The sequence below is a fragment of the Treponema sp. OMZ 857 genome, assembly GCF_024181085.1.
GTDB lineage: Bacteria > Spirochaetota > Spirochaetia > Treponematales > Treponemataceae > Treponema.
On the sequence record NZ_CP051147.1, the window covers coordinates 2,788,849 to 2,807,579 of the forward strand.

An 18,731-nucleotide genomic window follows, 5' to 3' on the forward strand; every position below is an offset into this window, starting at 1 on the left:
TGACTTATCGTAGCACAGTCTAAAAAAAATGAATACGGCGAGTTGGAATATAAATTAAAATGCTGCTATATCACTCCCGCTTTCTCAAAATGCTTTTTTAATATCCGCATAGAAATCCACGCTCCCGCGAAACTTGTTATAACTGTCAATGCAACCATAGAACCATACATCTGCCATGAACCCACAACCTGCAAATACTGTTGTAAAGCTTCATCCGTTAAATGTAAAATCTCCTTTCTTTGCACAAAGTATTCTCCATGCGAAAGATACATGGGCAGGGTGAACAAGGCTGTCTGCAATGTGGAGCCCAGCATATAGGACAGAATAATTGCTTTTTTATCCTTGTACTTCATCGTTGACGCAAGAGTCTCCGCAATGAACCAGCCGATAATTGAAAGGCCGACGCCTATTCCGTTTGCCGCCATAAATCCCGGTAAAACGATAATTGTCCCCATAATAAAAAAGACGCCCGTTTTTCTTACCTTTGATACCGCCAGCATAAATGCTATCGATACAAAAAACAGCGTAATCGGGATATTGGCTATCGTGCCGAAAAGCGTTAATGCAGCGAGTGCTCCCGTAATAAAGAAAATTAATAGTGCAACCGCAGCGAAGATTCCGATAAAAATAAAATCCCGCGCATTCAATTTGTTTGTCTTTGTTTCCATAGTTTATATTCTCCTATAAAAAGTCAACAGTAAAACTGTAAGTACGATACCGTACCCACAGCAATAGCCGTATATAATCCGTATACAAAATCCGTTTTCGTAAATTTGAGCGGATAGATATTTGTTCTGTTTTTATAATTTTCAATTCCTCTCAGCAAAACCGATGTGGAAAGTTCCTCAGCTATGCGAAGACTTCTAAATAAAATCGGAACAATTATAAGTTCAAAAGAACGAATGGGATGAATTAAAAAGCGTAGGCCCGAAATAGAAATTCCTCTTATTTTTAAACTGTCTTTTAAACAGCCGTAATCTTCTTTTAAGGACGGGAGATACCTAAATACAACGATTAAGGGAATTGCTATTATGTTTGGAAATTTCATCGTCTGCATAGCCGATATAATAGAGGGCATGGAAGTTTTCTTTTTCAAGAATATAATCATCATAACCGCAATAACGAATTTTTGAATAAAATAACTTAAAGATACAATCATGAGAGCAATTGTCGAATTCGGAATATAATGAATATAAAACATCGACACGGCAATGATACTATACATTCCGCTGTATAAAACGGATTCACGGTAAGCACGTACATCCCATAAATAGAAATTACAAATAATAAGTAAAACATGTGAGGGGATGGGCTTATTGACGGCAAGACCAAACGAGATAAAAATAAATACAATGCCGAGTACCGTCCTCGGATCCGCTTTTCTTTTTGTATTCACTTCACATTTCCTCTTTTTTACTTAAAAGCTCCCAGAGCATTTTCTTGGTATCATTATTTAAATTAAAATCAGCGTGAACCATTCCGCTTTTTAAATAAATAATTCTGTTACAGACAGACAGTAAAAATTCATAATCATGCGATATTACAAATATAAGCCTACCTGCATTTGCCGCAGTGAGAATACTTTTAGAAACCAAATCCATAGAATGTTTATCCAAGCCGCTTGTCGGTTCATCCAAAAAAAGTATCTTACAGTTATTGCAAAAAGCCGCTGCAATGGTAAGCCTTTGCTTTTGACCTCTTGAGAGGGCAAGCGGATGCCGTTCTTTTAAATCAAGAATTTCAAAATCCGATAAAACGGTTTCTTTTTCCATACCGTTCAAACCACCGCCTTTTTTTCCTATATCTAATTCATCCGCTACGGTATTACCGAAAAGTTGAAAGTCTGAGTCCTGCATGACAAAATACATACTTCCCGCCCTTTTCTTATAGCTCCGCTTTTCTCCTTTAATTAAAACGCTTCCGCTTTTTTCTTTTAATAAGCCTGTACACAATTTAGCGAGAGTTGTTTTACCCGCTCCGTTTTCACCGATAATGCCGATAACTTCTTTTTCATAAGCTCTTATCGATATGTCTTTAAGCACATCCGTTTTTTCCTGTTTTGAATGTGAATATGAAATGTTTTTTATTTCAAACAATGGGGTGGTTTTATCGATAATACTTTTAGAATGAACCGTATCGAGATTTCCCAAATATATGGGGCGAATATTTTTATTGTTTTTTTGCAGCTCAAGAAATTCATCTTTTGAGTATTCGCCCGTAATTCTTCCCTTATCCATAACGAGCATACGGCTACATAAGGCCGAAAGATAAAATAATCGATGCTCAAAAACGATAATGGTTTTTCCTTCTTCTTTTAAGCTCCGTAATATGTTTTCCAAATCAAAGATGGAATGAATATCCAGATTAGCCGTAGGTTCATCGAACAAAAAAATGTCAGGCGACATCGCATAGCATGACGCGATAGCCAGTTTTTGTTTTTCACCGCTTGAAAGTTTAAAGATACTCTTCTCTTTTAGATGATTTATTCCAAGCAGTTTCAAACTTTTGTCTACCCTTTTCAGTATTTCTTCCCTGTTCAAAAACATATTGCTGCAGCCGAAAGCCGCTTCACTAAAAGGATCGGTCATAAAAAACTGACTTCGCGGGTCTTGGAATACACAGCCTACCATGCACCCTATTTGTGAAAGCTCCATAGTGCGTATATCTTTTCCGTTTAGATGAGCTTCGCCCGTTAATACTCCGTCATAGTAATGCGAGATAAGGCCGTTGATAACAGAGCCGAGTGTGCTCTTCCCGCTTCCGCTTTTTCCGGTAATGACAACAAATTCTCCTTTTTTTATTTCGAGGTTTATATTGTCGAGAATGAGAAGACCTGTCCTTGTTTTATACGAAATATCTTTTAGCGAGAGCACATTCCGCTCCCGTATTGTGCTTTCCAAAGCCGAGCATAGTAAGCGTCCTTTTCCAAAAGTTCATCGTGTTTTCCTTTTTCGATAAGACAGCCTTTTTGAAACACAAGGATTTGATCTGCCTTTTGAATAGTCCTCAAATGATGAGCGATCACAAGAACCGTTCTGTTTTTTGCAAGTTCTGTAATGGCATCCTGTATTAAAGACTCATTTACGGGATCGACATTACTGGTCATTTCATCGAGGATTAAAATCGGAGCGTCTTTTAAAAATGCTCGTGCAATGGAAATTCGCTGTCTTTGCCCGCCGGATAAGAGACCTCCGTTTTCACCTATATCCGTTTCATAGCCTTTCGGCAAGCTCATAATAAAATCGTGAATCTTTGCCTTTTTTGCAGCTTCGATGATTTCTTCTTTCGTTGCCCCTTTTTTACCTACTCGGATATTTTCCTCGATGGTGTTATCGAAAAGCTGCACATTTTGCATAACAATGCTGATACGATCTAAAAGTTCATCGTAGGGGATATCCCGAATATCGGTACCGCCGAGCGTAATACTTCCGCCTTGCACATCGTAAAAGCGCAACAGCAAATTCGTAACCGTCGTCTTACCGCTTCCCGATTCTCCTACAAGCGCGGTCATCGTTTTTTCCGGAACGGAAAAAGTTACTCCATTCATTTTGAACTCATCTTCTTCATAAGAAAATGCTACATCTTTAAAAACAATATCGTTTTGTGCACGAGTAACTCCGTCTGTTTTATCGGCTATTACCTCGGCATGAAGAATTTTTCCCAAGCGGTGATAGCTGTCTACGGCAGACACATAATACATATAGTGTGTTTCCATCGCTGCAAAAGGTTTATAAAATTCTTTTGAAATGACTGCGATAATCATAAAGCTGAGCACATCAATGCTTCCGCGTAATGCGGCAAGACCGGAATAAATAAAAAGAACAAAATACCCTGCATCGATTAAAAACGAAAAGACCGAAAGCTGTCTTGCCTTAAAACGGGAAGCAGCCTTACTTGTTTCTCCGAATTTTTTTGTCTTTTCAAAAAGTTCATTATCCAGACTTTTATTATGCGAAAAGCTTTTGAGCACCGGAATACCGCGTACATATTCAACAAATAAACTCACCATATCGGCAAGGGCGGAATTATTGTTATGTTCCGTTTTTTGTGCTCCTTTAATTGTGTAAAAAAGATAGGCAAGCGAAAGCGGAATCGACGCGGCCATAACAAGGGCTGCACTAAGGTTGATAAAGCAAAGACCTATAAATACCGCAAAAGCAATGAGAAAATCACCGAACATCCGCGGCCACATATGACCGACTACCATGGACATATTGTCCACATCTTTATGAAGAATTGTATTTAATTCTCCCAGCCGTTCATTCGTATAAAAGCCCAAACTAAACAGCTTTAATTTTACAATCATCCGCTCCCGTATTTGCTGCACCACATCAAAGCCGGCTCCATGCTTTTTTAAGTCGGCAATCATATTGCAAAGCCCCTTAAAAATGACCAAGCCTATCAGCGTTGCAAAAGCCACATAGAGCCCCTGCACATCAGTCCCGGCAGCAATCTTAAACAACATCGAAAACACCGTAAGTAACATCCCCACGGAACTCAACCCATACAAAGTAAAAAACAGAGAAGAAATACATACATCGATTTTTCCCCGCTTACTCAAAAATGCAAATAATTCTTTATACATAAACGTCTCCTTTACCCCACTCGCCAGTTGTCTACTTTTTTTTGGGATTCGACCATTTCTTTATAAAAGGTGCATCGCGAAATCAATTCTTCATGTGTGCCGGAATCCAGTATGCGGCCTTTATCCATAACGATTATTTTGTCTGCGTTTTGTACGGTGTTCAGGTGATGCGCAATCGTGATGACCGTTTTATTTTTTCTTAATTCTTCGATCGCCTCGTTTATGAGTTTTTCGTTTTCGCTGTCTACGGCAGCCATCGCTTCATCTAAAATAAGAATTGGGGCATTTTTAAGAATCATCCGGGCAATGGATATTCTTTGCTTTTCTCCTCCCGAAAGTTTTATTCCCATCTCTCCGACCCTTGTGTTGTAGCCGTGAGGCAGGGCGGAAATAAAATCATGACATCGTGCTTTTTGAGCGGCTTCTATCACTTCCGATTCGGAAGCACCCGCCTTACCGATTGCGATATTTTCAAAGATGCTCATATTAAAAAGAATTACTTCCTGCTGAACACTTCCGATAAGAGCGGAAATGCTGTCCGTATCATAGTGTGAAATATCTTTGCCCGAAATTGTGAGCACACCTGAATCAACATCCCAAAAACCCATGATAAGATTCGCAAGCGTGCTTTTACCGCAACCGCTCGGCCCGACAAGCGCATTTAAAGTGTTTTCTTTACACTGTACAGTAATATCTTTTAACGCAAAGCCATCTTTTTCATACTTAAAATATACGTTCTTACATTCTATATCCCCCGTTTTCAGTTTTTCGCTGATCTTTTCTTTTGCAAGAGGCGTACAGAGAATCACCGCTATGCTTTTGAGCTTTTCAGTAAACACGATGGAAAAATGATGGAGCGTTGCGGTTTTACTTATTGCTGACACAAACACCGAAGATAAGATAACGGACAGTATAAACTGAGCGGTAGAAATATTGTTATGTAAGAGCAGTATACTTCCTAACATCATAACCGATACCGCACCGGCTTCCATAAAAATATCTATAAGCACCATCGGTCCCGTAACGGCACCCATACTCTTTTTTACATCTTGCACATAAGAGCGTGCAGAATCCAAAGTCCTACCGCTAAAACACTCTTCTTTTGCAAAGGCCTTTATGACGGCAATGTTTTTTACATATTCCATCATGTCTTCCCTCATTTGCATTTCTCGTTCAAAATATATTTGAAATTTTTTTTGCATGGTCTTTGCAGATAATTGTTGTACAAGGAACATGAGCGGTACCCCTGCAATCATTATTAATGCGAGCCGGTAATCTATAAAAAGCATTGCAATAAAAACCAGAACAGGAAGAAGTGTTGCCGCCATAATTTCCGGAAGACCGTGCGCCAGATATATTTCAATCTGTTCTACATCGTGTTCAACAATGCTTGTAAGCTCGCCGGTAGTATGCTTTTTAAAAAAGCCTAAATTCAATTTTTTGAGGTGTTCAATTATGGCAAGCCGTAATTCCGTCAATGTACTAAAAGCCCTGTCATGAGCTGTCTTTACGGCAAGATAATTACAACACGCCTTCAGCATAAACGAGATGAAAACACCTCCGGCAATCATTTTAAAATATTCACTTTCTGCTTTTCCCGAAAATAGGCTGCTTATCACCAGTACCAATAAAACCTGCGGTATTAAGTCAAACACTATTTTAAGTGCAAGCAGCACATTGGACAAAAAGGTTTTACCCGTTACCTGTTTTTTCAATTCCTTTTCAGTCATATCTACTCCTCTCTACATCTATAATGCGCATATATATTCGTTTATCTTTAAAACCGAATAATATTGAATATTTATTCAATATTGATAGATAAAATAAGGAGCGGTTGAACGCTCCTAAAATAAATTTCCTTCTATACTACTCTAACTAATTACAGCTTACAATGATTCAACTCCATTAAAATAGCACTGATTAAGAACAAAGAGCATATCTTCTGCCCATTTTTCATTTTTATAGTGCCGTGCAATTTCCATTAGATTTTCCACATAATTATTTGCCAAAATATGAGCAAGCATTGGATCGTGCTTGGTTTTTGAATATCTCTTTAAACCATCTTTTATATGCTGTTCCAATCGTTTAACCCACATATCTTTTGCATTCTCATGTTTCGTTCCCGAGCTTTTGTCGATCAAAATGATGAGTTTTATTCTACTCTTTAATAGTTTGGGAAGTTGAGATGCTCCGCCTCGATTAAATCTTTCATAAGGACTTCCGGCTTCCATCTTTTCTTCATCTTCCATCATCGTAATGATGTTATCCAACACACCTTCAACTACTTCATCAAACAAACCTTCTTTATTTTTGAAGTAGGTATAAATAAGCGCAACGGGAACATCAGCCTGTTCTGCAATATCCGCCAGCTTGGCGCTTCTATAATCTTGTTCATAAAATATTTTTTCCGCAGCCGTCAGAATCCTAGTTTTGACCTCTTCTTTTAATACCTGCATACCGCCTGTACGCTCGAAACGTCCTCCTTTCTATTCTATCAATACTGAATTATAATTTAATATTAAAAGGAAGTCCGATATTTGTCAAGTGAGGCTGACACTCTTGAAAATATATGGCGGGTAGGAACGTAGAATTAGCCAAATACATTTGCCCTAGTATTCGTCCGCGGTGAGCAGTGTCAACTCATCGCGCATGGAACGCCAGCTTTCGTAGCGGTCGGGATGGATATGCCCTGCGTCCAGTTCTTCCAAGATACGGCAGCCGCGCTCGTGAATGTGTGAGCAGGAAAGCCCGAAGGCACATTGTATTGCTGCGGCCTCCATTTCGGGAAAGTAGAAGATGACTTCTTCCGGTTTAATGCCCCAGAGTGCAAAGTGTCTGATACCGGGGGTGTCGATGATGTTGAACGGCAGCCGCATTCCGTCGTGAGCGGTAAAGGTCATCGATAAAAAAACGCCCTGCGTTGTCGTATGGATACCGCGGTCGTACTTAAACGAAATGTCGGCGGTTTTAAGCGCAAGGCTGGGGTCAAGGCTGTTCAGCAAACTCGACTTCCCGACGCCCGACTGTCCGGTAACGGCACAGGTTTTACCCGAAAGGAGACGTGCGAGCGGTTCAAGTCCTTCACCCGTCTTTGCGGAGACCTCGCATACCTGTATCCCGATGCGCTGCCAATCCCGTATCCGTTCCCGCACCGGTTCCGAAATGCCCAAATCGATTTTGTTCACGATGATAAGTGCGGGGATACCTTCCGCGGCGGCTTGAACCAATGTGCGGTCGGTAAAGCGCGGACGGAAGGGGGGATTGGCAGGGGTGGTAACGCAGAGCAGCAAGTCGATGTTTGCCGCTAAGAGTTGCGGACTACGCGTTTTCTGATTCCAGCGGATAAAACCGTTGCGCCGCGGTACAAGCGCCGTAATTTGCCCCTGATCGGGATGGATGGTGTCGTATTCAATATCGACCGTATCGCCCGGCGCTAAGGGGTTGTAATACCCGCGACTTTCTTTCAGTTTTTTTCCCTTAATGGAACAACGCACTACGTTGCCTTCGGGTGTGCGTACTGCAAAAAAATTATTTGCGCCGCTTAATACCAGCCCCTGCATTATAGCGCTCCCTTCCAATTGAGGTCGAAAAGTTCACAGTAACCGCGGTACAGCCGGTCGATACGCTCGGTGATTTCGCCGGTAACATAGCAACTGCTGCGTGATGCTTCCCCACCGGACGGCGGAGGCAGTACATCCAATGCATGGGAAACGACTCCGGGCAAGGAATCGACAACCTTTATTTCCGGAGCGGCGCATTCGGTAAAGGTGTCTGCAAGATGTAAAAAGTGAGTGCACGCCAGTACAATCGTATCGACACCGGCATCTCTAAACTGCCGGATTGCAGGCATTACTGCTTTTCGTTTTTCTTCATCCGGGGCGGTAATCAGTCCATTCTCAATTTTGGCAACCAGTTCCGCATCCGCCCGTCTTTCGATAGTACAATCGGCGGCAAATGATTCAATTAGTTTATCAAGATACGGGTCGTTGATTGTCCGCGCCGTGGCGATAATCCCGATTCGCTTATTAACGCTGACTTCCGCCGCGACCTTTACCGCCGGTACGGTACCGACAAAGGGAATGGAAAAATGTTTGCGCAGCGCATCGAGCGCCGCAGTTGACATCGTATTGCACACCACGATAACCATTGCGGGATCCAAGCGGTTTATTATTTTTTCCGTAACACCGAGGGCATACTTAATCACGTCCTCACGCGTTTTTTCTCCGTAGGGAAAATGCTCCAAATCCGCAACATACGCAGCCGATACTTGCGGCACTTTTTTATGAAAATACCGGAAGTACGGCAAGCCGCCTATCCCCGAATCTAAAAAAACATACTTTTTGTGCATTTAATGTAACACCTCGTAAAATAAATTCATAATGCGAAATTCATGATTTTACAATTAAGGATTATAAATTATGCATTATTCTTGAGCAAGGTGCATAGAATACAACGGATGCTCCTGTTATAATAAATGCCGTGAAAAATTTTGTTCGGCTCTTTTCGTATTTAAAAGGATTCCGTCTCTTGTACTTTCTTGCGCTTATGTTTGCACTGCTTGCTCAGATTGCCGCAGCCCTGCAACCGGGCTTAATCAAAATCACCGTTGATTCGGTGTTGGGTAATGAACCGCTGACGCATACAGCCCTTGAACGGCTCGTTGCGCTGTTCGGAGCAGCTGCAAAGGGAACAAACGGGCTGTTTATTATGGCAGCTCTCATTCTTGCATTTGCGCTCTGCCGCAGTATATTGACGTTTTTGCAGATGAATACGGCAAATGCGGCAACCGAACGGATTATCCAAAATGTACGGAACCGGCTGTATAATCATATCCAGCTCTTGCCATACACATATCACGCAAATGCAAAAACAGGTAATCTGATCCAGCGCTGTACCTCCGATGTGGACACCATCCGTATCGCATTGTATTCTCAAATTCCCGAAACGGTCGGCTCGGTGTTTTTAATTATATACACTGTCTTTTTGATGATGCAGTCGAACATTAAGTTAGCACTCATCTCATGTGCAGCGGTTCCGGTTGCGGCAGCTTTTTCCGCTCTCTTCTTTTATGTGATTGAAAAACAGTTTAAAGCCTCAACCGAACAGGAAGCGGCAATGACAGCAGTTCTTCAGGAAAGCCTTACCGGTATCAGAGTGATCAGGGCATTCACTCGTCAGCAATACGAGATGGAAAAATTCAAAACAGTCAGCGAAGCGTATATGCGGCGGAATTTGATATTGATACGCTGCTTTGCATTTTTTTGGTCTGGGGCTGATTTTTTATCGTACACCCAGATTTTTACCGTTATCCTCTACGGAAGTTTTTTAGCATACCGCGGCGAAATTTCAGTGGGAATGTTGATAGCGTTTATCTCGTACATCAGTATGCTGATACAACCGGTGCGGCAGCTTGGACGGATTCTCGGTAATATCGGCAAGTCCTGTGTATCGATTGGTCGTATTGAAGAAATATTCCGCGAGGAACCTGAGGAGCTTTTCCCCACACAGGCAAAACCGGAGATTAAGGGCAACATCATTTTTGATTCCGTGTCGTTTGCATACCCCGAAGCGGAGAACACACCGGTACTGGATACTGTATCGTTCAGCATCAAACAGGGACAAACGGCGGCAATTTTAGGGCCGACCGGTTCGGGGAAAAGCTCGCTGGTGCATCTGCTTGACCGGCTCTACGACTATATCTCCGGTTCAATCACAATAGACGGCATCGAATTACGTTCGATAGACAAGGGCTGGATACGGTCGCAGATAGGACTGATTTTGCAGGAACCGTTTCTTTACGCTAAAACAATTATGGAAAATATTAAACTTGCCGCCCCCGATACGAACGATGCTGCCGCACAGCGATATGCCCGCATCGCAGCCTTGGACGGAGAGATTCATTATTTTGCAGACGGTTACGCTACCCTTGTCGGAGAACGCGGCGTGTCTCTTTCCGGCGGACAGAAGCAGCGGCTGGCGATTGCACGAACACTGATAAAGGATGCACCTATTTTGATCTTTGACGATTCACTTTCCGCAGTTGATATGGAAACCGATGCGGCAATCAGAGTTGCCCTCAAAAATGAAAACAAACATAAAACGGTGATTATCATTTCGCACCGCATTGCTACTGTAAAAGATGCAGATATTATTATCGTTTTGGAAAAGGGAAAGATTACCCAGCAGGGCACACACCGCGAACTCATCGAAAAAGACGGCTTATACAAGCGTATTTATGATATTCAGAGTGCGGAGTAAAACGAATACATGAAAAAAGTAATAATGATAATGCTGTCGTTCGCGCTGCTTTCCCTCGTATGGGCACAAGATGCAGTACTCGCTGTACTGAAAGAAAAATATCCGTCTGCAAAAGAAATCAAAATAAGCGACTCATACGATTCCTACGGTTTATGGATGATTACAGATGAACCTCATTGGTCAAGCTGGGCAGTTCTATATAACTCGGCATCAAAGACAATAACTGAGCTTACAATCGATGAGATGTCGGTGTATTCGGCAAAAATAATACGAACGAAAAATAATACCATCATAGAAATTATCGGGCAAACGCACATGGGAAACGGCTCCGTCTACCTCTTCACATTTGAAAAGGAACTGCTATTCCGGCATTATATTCTTGATTCGCATTATGATAGTATGGAGTATGCCGAATTTCATAAAATAGAACAGTTCAAGAATATTCCATATCGGATCGGAGAAGAATTCAGCCGCATTTTTAAAGATAATGTATTGAAGATCGATTATTCACAATTTGATACCGGTAAAATACGGATTTACGGTACCGTTTTGTATATATCTGAATTGGATAACAAGACAACGGTTCTTGCACAATTTGATATAGAAAGGATTTATCGGTATAACAGTCGTTTGCGCCGATATGAATTAAGCAAAAGAACCGGTGAGTTTTATGAAAGTAAGAATACGCAGGGAATGTCATTTTAGAAAGGTATTTATATATCGGCAGTATATTCGATAGCCCCCTGTATTCTTGATCCGCTAAAATTATATTGACACTATCAATAAATCTATCTACAATAAAGATAAAAGGAGTTACTACTATGGCACAGACAAACATAAATATCCGTATGGACGAGAACCTAAAAAAGCAGTTTGAAGCTTTTTGTTCCGACATTGGCATGACCATGACAACCGCATTTTGCGTATTTGCAAAAACGGCGGTCAGGAAACAAAAAATACCGTTTGAAATATCAACGGATCCGTTTTACAGTGAAAGCAACATAGCGCATTTACGTCGTGGCATTGCAGCATTGAATGCTGGGAAAGGCGTAGAGCATGAGCTTATCGAGGCGGATGAATGAAAAAAAATATGGTTTGATGAAGCTTGGGAAGATTATGAATATTGGCAACTACAAAATAAAAAAACAATAAAGCGTATCAATATGCTGCTTAAAGATATTGAACGGGGAAGCTTTGACGGTATAGGTAAACCGGAGCCGCTAAAGGGCGAATTGAGCGGGTTTTGGAGTCGCCGTATTGATGACGTGAATAGGCTTGTGTACCGAGTGAGTAAAAATACTTTAGAAATCCTTTCCTGCCGCGGACATTACGAGAATTAATTGAATTTTTTGAAAAGCCCCAATAGCATTGTAACGACAAGGTACTATTATGGAACAAGATCAAGAAAACGATTACAACCAAAAGTTTAACGGCGGAGTTTGGAAGCGGATTGTAAAAGAGTTTGCGTTCTTTAAATTGCTCTTTATTTTAGGTTTCATTTTTTCGGGGCTTGAAGGAATCTGCGCAATTGCACAACCTAAAATCACCAACTATGTTATCGACGTTTTTGTAAAAGATCGGAATTTACAGAATTTTATTCCGGTCGTTGTGCTGACCAGTGTCTTCATTGTGTTCGCAGTTCTCGTTACGTTTTTCTATATTATGACAATCGGCACGGTCGAAGTAAAAATGTGCAATCGCTTACGGATCCGCTGCTTTAATCACTTGCAAAGTCTTTCTCTTTCATTTTACGATGCCAATTCGGTCGGCTCTCTTATGTCGCGTATCACCTCGGATATCAATAAATTATCGGAGCTGGTGGCGTGGGGCGTATCCGATTTACTGTGGGGCTTTTTTATGCTGTTCGCGCTCATCTTTACGATGTTCCACGACAATATCAAACTCGCCCTTATTGTATTAACGACCTTCCCGCTGATTATTGCATTAAGCATTTATCTACGCGCAAAGATATTAAAAGCGCAGCGGAGAGTACGGGCGGTAAATGCACAGCTGACGGCGGCATATAACGAAGATATTCAAGGCGCAAAGACGACCAAGACACTCGTGCGAGAGGAGTTGAACGCGAAAGAGTTTTTCTCCAAAACAGAGAATATGAAGGCTGCTTCGATACGTGGAATTTTGCTTTCTTCTATTTTGATGCCTGCGGTACAGATTATCGGATCGTTAGGTACGGGGCTGGTTGTCTTCTACGGCGGAAGTGCTGTTATCTCGCAGGCGATTAGTTTGGGACTGCTTGTTGCATTTCTCTCGTATGTTACTCAGTTCAACGCTCCGCTTGCAGGAGCATCCGCGCTGTTTGCGGAATTGATATCGGCACAAGCAGCGGCGGAACGGATTTTTGCGCTGCTTGAAGAAAAGCCTGATATTCAGGATACGGAAGCGGTTATCAAAAAATACGGCACCGCACTCAACCCGACGGAAGTGCAGCGTCCTGCCATAAAAGGAACCGTACAATTTGAGCACGTATCATTTTGGTATAAGGAAAGCGAACCTGTTTTAACTGATTTTAATTTGACGGTGCAGGCCGGCGAAACGCTCGCGTTAGTCGGGTCTACCGGAGCGGGAAAGTCCACTATCGTAAATTTATTTTGCCGATTTTATGAACCGAAGCAGGGACGTATCTTAATTGACAACATCGATTACACCGAAATGCCGGAAACATGGATACACGAAAACCTCGGCTATGTATTACAATCACCGCATTTATTTTCGGGCACAATCGAAGAGAACATCCGCTACGGCAAGCTTGATGCAACGGAAGAAGAAATTATCGCGGCGGCAAAGCTTGTTGACGCTCACGAATTTATTTTCGCGATGCCGAACGGTTACCAAACGCAGGTAGGCGAAGGCGGTGGCTTACTTTCAACGGGGCAAAAGCAGCTCATCTCGTTTGCGCGTACGCTTGTGCGGAATCCGCGCCTGTTTGTGTTGGACGAGGCCACTTCTTCCGTCGATACGGAAACGGAACAAAAAATTCAAAAAGCGATTGCCGCCGTGTTGAAAAACAGAACCTCATTTGTAGTCGCGCACCGCCTTTCCACTATCCGCAATGCCGATAAAATCATCGTTATCGAAAAAGGCAGAATGATAGAAGCAGGCACGCACGAAGAACTGCTGCAGAAAAAAGGACACTATTATCAGCTCTATTCAATGCAGTTCCTACAGGAAGAAGAAGGAATGCCGCGGACCGACAGAGACAGAGCGTGATTGTTCTGTGTGCAAGGCATAAGCCCCTTGTACTCTGTGCAGTGTTGTATTGCTTTTTTGTAAACCCTTACGCAATGGTTAAGTTCTTTACCCACCGCTCTTTTTTTAATTGATGACCGGCGATGAGCAACTTAAAAAAATCACTCAGTTTTGCAAGGCCGAACATTGCGACGGGAGAAAGCGCAGTAAAGTAAGTAAAGATAATCATCACCGGTAGGAATACGATTGAGTTGACGCTGATATCCACCCATGCGCCAAGTTGCGCATCGCCGCCGGCGCGGGAAATTGCGAGCTGCGTGTTAAGATATGACCACAACGGCATATAAAGCGCGATGACCCATATAAGATTCCGCGTGATGATATGCGAAGCAGGCGAAAGCCGGATAAACACAATCGGAATGATAAAAACGGTGAGAGCTTCACAAATGCCGACAAAAATACCGAAGATAAAAAAGCCGGAAAGGAACCACCACGCTTGCTTGCGGGCTTCGTCCAATTTATTCTGGCCGAGCGAACTGCCGACAATAATACGTACGCAGGTAAAAATCACCGGAAAGATTAAAAAGAAAATATTTGCAATCGTCCAACCGGCAGCCATGCCCGCAACCACTTCCGCCCCGCCGCGGCTATTATACAGCGCCGCAACAATCGTTTCGGTTCCCACCCACGAAATATCGGAGGCAAATACCAGCCCGAGTTTTTTAACCATTTGCATAAATAGCGGCCAATGCACCTTCCACAGCGCGGTAATCCGCACGTAGAACGCAGGCTTTTTGACATGCACATAGATAAGCAAGAGAGCAACTTCGGCACAGCGGGCTATCAGCGTCGCATACGCAGCGCCCTTTACCTCCAGCCGCGGCGCCCCGAAATGGCCGTAAATCAAAATGTAGTTTCCGCAGGTGTTTATCAACGTAGAGATAATCGCGCTGTACATAATGATCTTTACCTTGCCGATGTCGCGTAGAGAAGAGGTAATCGCGGTGGAAAAGGCAATAGGAATAAAGGTAAGAAGGATAATATGCAGGTACCGCTGTCCCTCGGCTACGATTTCAGGTGCTTGTTGATTTCCGTGTACCAAAAAACCGAGGATATATCCCGAAAAGAAGGATGAGAAAACCGTAAAGAGCACGGCACAGACCAACATCATAATCTGTTTGAACCGGTATGTCTGCTGCATTCCTTCGGTGTCTTTTGCACCGTTAAACTGGGACATAAACATGCCGCCCGTTTCGGAAAATGTCCCGACTGTTACCAAAAAGAGAAAGGTAAATTGATTGGTGATATTGACCGCGCTCATTTTGATGTCGCCCAACCCGCCGACCATAAAGTTATCAATCAGCGAAACGAGGCTCTGTACAAAGGTTTGAATCATTACCGGTATGGCAAATCCGAGCGCCTGCCGGTAAAAATGGAGCGGTCCCAACGAAAATCTTTTTAATTGCATTTTCTGCCCTATAGGTCATCCTTTAACGCGGAAGATTTTGCGTAAGCAGTAGACTTTGCTTCAAAGAAATCCGTTTTGATGAGGTTTGCGTTGCTGTATTGGCTTACCCAGCTCATGGAGGCGGGTTCTTCACGGTGCCCTTCGTACAATGGTTCAAAACCGAGGTTCTCGCAGCGGAGGTTGCCGAGGTACTGAATGTAATCGGTAACCATGCCGCGGGTCAGGCCGGGAATGTCGTCGCCGATAACATAATGCCCCCACGCAATTTCCTGCTCGCAGCCTTCGCGGATCATGCTGCGGAACAGCTCGTTGTTTTCCGGTGTGAATAGCTGCGGTTCTTCTTTTTGCAGCTCATGGATAATCGAGCGGAACAGCCACAGGTGCGTATTTTCGTCACGGTTGATGTAGCGGATTTCCTGCACGGAGCCGGGCATCTTGTTATTCCGTCCGAGGTTATAAAAGAACATAAAACCGGAATAAAAATACACCCCTTCCAAAATGTAATTGGCGATCGCTACCTTCAACAAAGCCAGCGCACTCTTATCATCCTGAAACTCATTGTATAAGTCTCCGATAAACTTATTTCGCTTGAGTAGATGCGCATCATCCTTCCACTGATAAAGGATGGCTGTCCGCTCGTCGGGAGAGCAGATGGTGTCGAGCATGTAGCTGTAGCTCTGTGAATGCACCGCTTCCTGAAATGCCTGAATCGTAAGGCAGAGGTTTACTTCGTTTGCGGTAATATACTGCCCGACGTTCGGCAGGTTAGCCGTCTGAATGCTGTCCAAAAAAATGAGGAATGATAAGATTTTATCGTAGGCTGTTTTTTCCGCAGGGCTGAGCTTACGATAATCCTGAACATCGGTGTTCATATTGATTTCTTCCGGTATCCAGAAGTTGTTCATGGCTTGCCGGTACCATTCGCTTGCCCACGTATACTTCATATTGTTAAAGTCGTTGAGGTTTGTGGTATTGCCGCCTATCATTTTCCGTAAATGGACTTCGATATCACCTGTTTCGTTAAAAAGCTTTTTACGGGAAAGCACCGTTTTATTGTCTATCATAAAAATACTCCTTGTATCGCTTTAAAATATATCGGATTGCTATTTTATAAAAGGGGAAATCGCTGTTAAATCATTATTAATTGGATTGTTCTGTAAATTGATCGGTATCAAATTCCAACAGGTAGTTGCTAAATACATTGATAACGGTTGTGTTTTCGTAAACGGTTACCCGCGGCGCCTGTAGGTCGTAAAGATGGATATGCCCATGTAAAAAATAGCGCGGTTTAAACTTCTTTATAAACCATAAAAAGCATTTAAACCCTATATGGCACGGATCGGGACGGTCATGAATGCCGAAAGGCGCCGCATGGGCGACAAAAACATCTAAATATCGTCCGTAACGCAGCTTGTTGTAAATGAGGCGCGGTACCAGTGCAAGCAACTGCATCTTCATTTGATGTTCGGTGTACTGCCCGATATCGCTGTTATACCGGATACTTCCTGAAACCCCTGCAAAAAGTACATTGCCTTCTCGGCGTGTGGTAAAGCCGAGATACGTTGAACCATACCCTTCGGGCCGGATTTCGGCAATGGATTGCAAAGAGGCGTCCGCTCTAAGATTTTTATGATAGTACGGCAATGCACTGAGATTATGATTCCCAAACACAAAAAAAAGCGGTTTGTTCAACGATGAAACGATAAATTCCAAATACTCCATCGGTAAATCCCCGGCAGAAATCACAAGATCGACATCTTTGTACCGCTCTTTGATATTGACACTGTAAATGAGCGGATCGATTTGATCGGAAATGCAGAGGATCTTCATGCTATATGCCTTTTATCGTTTTTAGAATTGACTCCAGTTTGTCTTTATCGATTAGTTCAAACGGCCGGTTTTCTGCAAAACTTAATGCAGCCCGTGAAAAACCGCTTGAGGTGATGACGACAACTCGTACCAACCCTTGAGCTTTCATCTGTTCGTGTAACGAACGTAAAAAAGAATCACCGATGATGTCGCTATCTCGCGAATAGATAAAGAGTTTGGGCTGCTTCCGTACGTTCATCCATTTTTCGGAATTATCTTCCAATGCAATAATAGCACATCCCTGTTTGATCTCTTTTTGAGACTGAACCAAAAGCGCAAAGGCTTGTTCCGTAACTGTTTTACAGAGTTTGAGGAATGCCTCCGTGCTGACGGTAAGGTATTCTTTCATTAAATCATTTGAACGGAGGTCTCGATACTGGTTGAGCTTGTCTGTAACATCCTTGTAGCTCGGCATTACGGTGTGGATTGCTTCCCACTGCTCAATAGCGCGGTCAAGGTCTCTCATTTTTTCGTAACATGCCGCAGCCGCATAGCGGAGACGCAATGTATCGGGATTCGAATTTTTTGCAGTTGTGAGTTTTAGTGCGCGATCGAACTCGAAAGCAGCTTTTTCAAGACTGTTTGCATCAAGATAGCATAAGCCGCGTTCGGTAAAACACTTTTGCCGAAGATCCGCATTGCGGGCTGCCTTTTCAAATGAAGCCAGTGCTTGTGCATATTCTTTTGATTCACGGAGCAGCCGCCCTTGATAATATAACGCAGTCGTATTATCCGGTTCCAGCTTCAAGGCAGTAGCAATTTCTTGTTTTGCCTCGTTCATCATCTTACTGCGGAACAGGAGCAGTCCAAGAGCTGCATGGGCGGCGGCATGTTTTGAATTAAGATTAATCGCCTGCCGATAATGAAAGATAGCCTGTTCCGTTTTATTAAGCTGTTCAAAAAGCTGTCCGATTGCGTAATAATATTCCGCATTTTGAGGGTCAAGTTTTATCAGCAGTGCATATTCTGCGAGCGCTTCCATATGCTGTTGAAAACGTTCATATAGTTGTGCCGTTAAATTTCGGAATTCTTTTTCTTCGGCTTTTGATTCAAATACGGCCTTGCTGATGGTTTTAAACTCCATTAAAGCAAGTTCGGCGCGGCCGTCAGCCAAATAAGCTTTTCCAAGGAGATAGTGGGCTTTTGTATCACGCGGGTTTTTTGCTATAATGGCTTTTGCCCGTTTAATTGCTGTCGCATACTTGCCGGCATTCATATATTTTTCTATTACAGCTGTTTTTTTCGGTGAAATAATCGAACGTATCAGTAAAAAAGCTAATAATAGAACGAAAAAAGCAAGGACACCAATGAAACTAATAAGGTACAAAGACATAATTTTATGGT

The 18,731-nt window shown here is 42.7% G+C and carries 17 protein-coding genes; 5 read left to right on the plus strand and 12 right to left on the minus strand.

The annotated features are described in order from the left end of the window. Positions 1–65 precede the first annotated feature (65 nt). The 8 genes from E4N66_RS12745 to murI all read right to left on the minus strand — a co-directional run bounded on the left by E4N66_RS12745 (position 66) and on the right by murI (position 8,933). Complete coding sequence (locus E4N66_RS12745; protein ID WP_253728369.1) at positions 66–668, minus strand: MptD family putative ECF transporter S component; 603 nt, start codon at positions 666–668, stop codon at positions 66–68. A gap of 23 nt (positions 669–691) precedes the next feature. Further along, a complete protein-coding gene (locus E4N66_RS12750; RefSeq protein ID WP_253728370.1) occupies positions 692–1,396 on the minus strand; it encodes an energy-coupling factor transporter transmembrane component T family protein in 705 nt (234 codons plus the stop codon). A 1-nt stretch (position 1,397) separates the two neighbouring features. After that, positions 1,398–2,873, minus strand: a complete 1,476-nt coding sequence (locus tag E4N66_RS12755) for an ABC transporter ATP-binding protein (protein ID WP_253728371.1) — start codon at positions 2,871–2,873, stop codon at positions 1,398–1,400. Beyond that, positions 2,861–4,585, minus strand: a complete 1,725-nt coding sequence (locus E4N66_RS12760; RefSeq protein ID WP_253728372.1) for an ABC transporter ATP-binding protein — start codon at positions 4,583–4,585, stop codon at positions 2,861–2,863. The genes E4N66_RS12755 and E4N66_RS12760 overlap by 13 nt, the downstream gene beginning before the upstream one ends. Before the next feature lie 11 nt (positions 4,586–4,596). Then, positions 4,597–6,315, minus strand: coding sequence for an ABC transporter ATP-binding protein (locus E4N66_RS12765; protein WP_253728374.1), 1,719 nt, complete (start codon positions 6,313–6,315; stop codon positions 4,597–4,599). A gap of 156 nt (positions 6,316–6,471) precedes the next feature. Further along, positions 6,472–7,041 carry a TetR/AcrR family transcriptional regulator gene (locus E4N66_RS12770; protein ID WP_253728375.1) on the minus strand — a complete coding sequence of 190 codons (570 nt, stop codon included), beginning with the start codon at positions 7,039–7,041 and terminating at the stop codon, positions 6,472–6,474. Between the two features lie 153 nt (positions 7,042–7,194). Continuing rightward, positions 7,195–8,145, minus strand: coding sequence for a ribosome small subunit-dependent GTPase A (gene rsgA / locus E4N66_RS12775; RefSeq protein ID WP_253728376.1), 951 nt, complete (start codon positions 8,143–8,145; stop codon positions 7,195–7,197). Then, positions 8,145–8,933 carry a glutamate racemase gene (gene murI / locus E4N66_RS12780; protein WP_253728377.1) on the minus strand — a complete coding sequence of 263 codons (789 nt, stop codon included), beginning with the start codon at positions 8,931–8,933 and terminating at the stop codon, positions 8,145–8,147. Before murI ends, rsgA begins: the two co-directional genes overlap by 1 nt. 131 nt (positions 8,934–9,064) lie before the next feature. On the opposite strand from murI, the gene E4N66_RS12785 reads away from it, so the two are divergent. The 5 genes from E4N66_RS12785 (at position 9,065) to E4N66_RS12805 (ending at position 14,071) form a co-directional block, all read left to right on the plus strand. Then, positions 9,065–10,843, plus strand: coding sequence for an ABC transporter ATP-binding protein (locus tag E4N66_RS12785; protein WP_253728378.1), 1,779 nt, complete (start codon positions 9,065–9,067; stop codon positions 10,841–10,843). Between the two features lie 9 nt (positions 10,844–10,852). Continuing rightward, positions 10,853–11,548, plus strand: coding sequence for a hypothetical protein (locus E4N66_RS12790; protein ID WP_253728379.1), 696 nt, complete (start codon positions 10,853–10,855; stop codon positions 11,546–11,548). A 116-nt stretch (positions 11,549–11,664) separates the two neighbouring features. After that, positions 11,665–11,925 (plus strand): type II toxin-antitoxin system RelB/DinJ family antitoxin, encoded by a 261-nt coding sequence (locus E4N66_RS12795; protein WP_253728381.1) that lies wholly within the window; start codon positions 11,665–11,667, stop codon positions 11,923–11,925. A gap of 6 nt (positions 11,926–11,931) precedes the next feature. After that, a complete protein-coding gene (locus tag E4N66_RS12800; protein WP_253729457.1) occupies positions 11,932–12,183 on the plus strand; it encodes a Txe/YoeB family addiction module toxin in 252 nt (83 codons plus the stop codon). Between the two features lie 49 nt (positions 12,184–12,232). Further along, positions 12,233–14,071 (plus strand): ABC transporter ATP-binding protein, encoded by a 1,839-nt coding sequence (locus E4N66_RS12805; protein WP_253728383.1) that lies wholly within the window; start codon positions 12,233–12,235, stop codon positions 14,069–14,071. 67 nt (positions 14,072–14,138) lie between these two features. On the opposite strand, the gene E4N66_RS12810 is transcribed toward E4N66_RS12805, so the two are convergent. The 4 genes from E4N66_RS12810 to E4N66_RS12825 all read right to left on the minus strand — a co-directional run bounded on the left by E4N66_RS12810 (position 14,139) and on the right by E4N66_RS12825 (position 18,603). Then, positions 14,139–15,518 (minus strand): MATE family efflux transporter, encoded by a 1,380-nt coding sequence (locus E4N66_RS12810; protein ID WP_253728384.1) that lies wholly within the window; start codon positions 15,516–15,518, stop codon positions 14,139–14,141. An 8-nt stretch (positions 15,519–15,526) separates the two neighbouring features. Further along, entirely contained in the window at positions 15,527–16,582 is a 1,056-nt protein-coding gene (locus E4N66_RS12815; protein WP_044014309.1) for a ribonucleotide-diphosphate reductase subunit beta, read from the minus strand. Positions 16,583–16,658: 76 nt separating this feature from the next. Further along, positions 16,659–17,348 (minus strand): metallophosphoesterase, encoded by a 690-nt coding sequence (locus E4N66_RS12820; RefSeq protein ID WP_044014307.1) that lies wholly within the window; start codon positions 17,346–17,348, stop codon positions 16,659–16,661. A 1-nt stretch (position 17,349) separates the two neighbouring features. Next, positions 17,350–18,603 carry a tetratricopeptide repeat protein gene (locus tag E4N66_RS12825; RefSeq protein WP_235619784.1) on the minus strand — a complete coding sequence of 418 codons (1,254 nt, stop codon included), beginning with the start codon at positions 18,601–18,603 and terminating at the stop codon, positions 17,350–17,352. Positions 18,604–18,731 lie beyond the last annotated feature (128 nt).

What these genes read in the sequence shown, in the direction of transcription:
- E4N66_RS12790 (WP_253728379.1), top strand. Translation starts at nt 10,853, where the DNA reads ATGAAAAAAGTAATAATGATAATGCTGTCGTTCGCGCTGCTTTCCCTC.
- E4N66_RS12770 (WP_253728375.1), bottom strand. Translation starts at nt 7,041, where the DNA reads ATGCAGGTATTAAAAGAAGAGGTCAAAACTAGGATTCTGACGGCTGCG.
- E4N66_RS12820 (WP_044014307.1), bottom strand. Translation starts at nt 17,348, where the DNA reads ATGAAGATCCTCTGCATTTCCGATCAAATCGATCCGCTCATTTACAGT.
- E4N66_RS12815 (WP_044014309.1), bottom strand. Translation starts at nt 16,582, where the DNA reads ATGATAGACAATAAAACGGTGCTTTCCCGTAAAAAGCTTTTTAACGAA.
- E4N66_RS12765 (WP_253728374.1), bottom strand. Translation starts at nt 6,315, where the DNA reads ATGACTGAAAAGGAATTGAAAAAACAGGTAACGGGTAAAACCTTTTTG.
- rsgA (WP_253728376.1), bottom strand. Translation starts at nt 8,145, where the DNA reads ATGCAGGGGCTGGTATTAAGCGGCGCAAATAATTTTTTTGCAGTACGC.
- E4N66_RS12825 (WP_235619784.1), bottom strand. Translation starts at nt 18,603, where the DNA reads ATGAATGCCGGCAAGTATGCGACAGCAATTAAACGGGCAAAAGCCATT.
- E4N66_RS12805 (WP_253728383.1), top strand. Translation starts at nt 12,233, where the DNA reads ATGGAACAAGATCAAGAAAACGATTACAACCAAAAGTTTAACGGCGGA.
- E4N66_RS12745 (WP_253728369.1), bottom strand. Translation starts at nt 668, where the DNA reads ATGGAAACAAAGACAAACAAATTGAATGCGCGGGATTTTATTTTTATC.
- murI (WP_253728377.1), bottom strand. Translation starts at nt 8,933, where the DNA reads ATGCACAAAAAGTATGTTTTTTTAGATTCGGGGATAGGCGGCTTGCCG.
- E4N66_RS12795 (WP_253728381.1), top strand. Translation starts at nt 11,665, where the DNA reads ATGGCACAGACAAACATAAATATCCGTATGGACGAGAACCTAAAAAAG.
- E4N66_RS12760 (WP_253728372.1), bottom strand. Translation starts at nt 4,585, where the DNA reads ATGTATAAAGAATTATTTGCATTTTTGAGTAAGCGGGGAAAAATCGAT.
- E4N66_RS12810 (WP_253728384.1), bottom strand. Translation starts at nt 15,518, where the DNA reads ATGCAATTAAAAAGATTTTCGTTGGGACCGCTCCATTTTTACCGGCAG.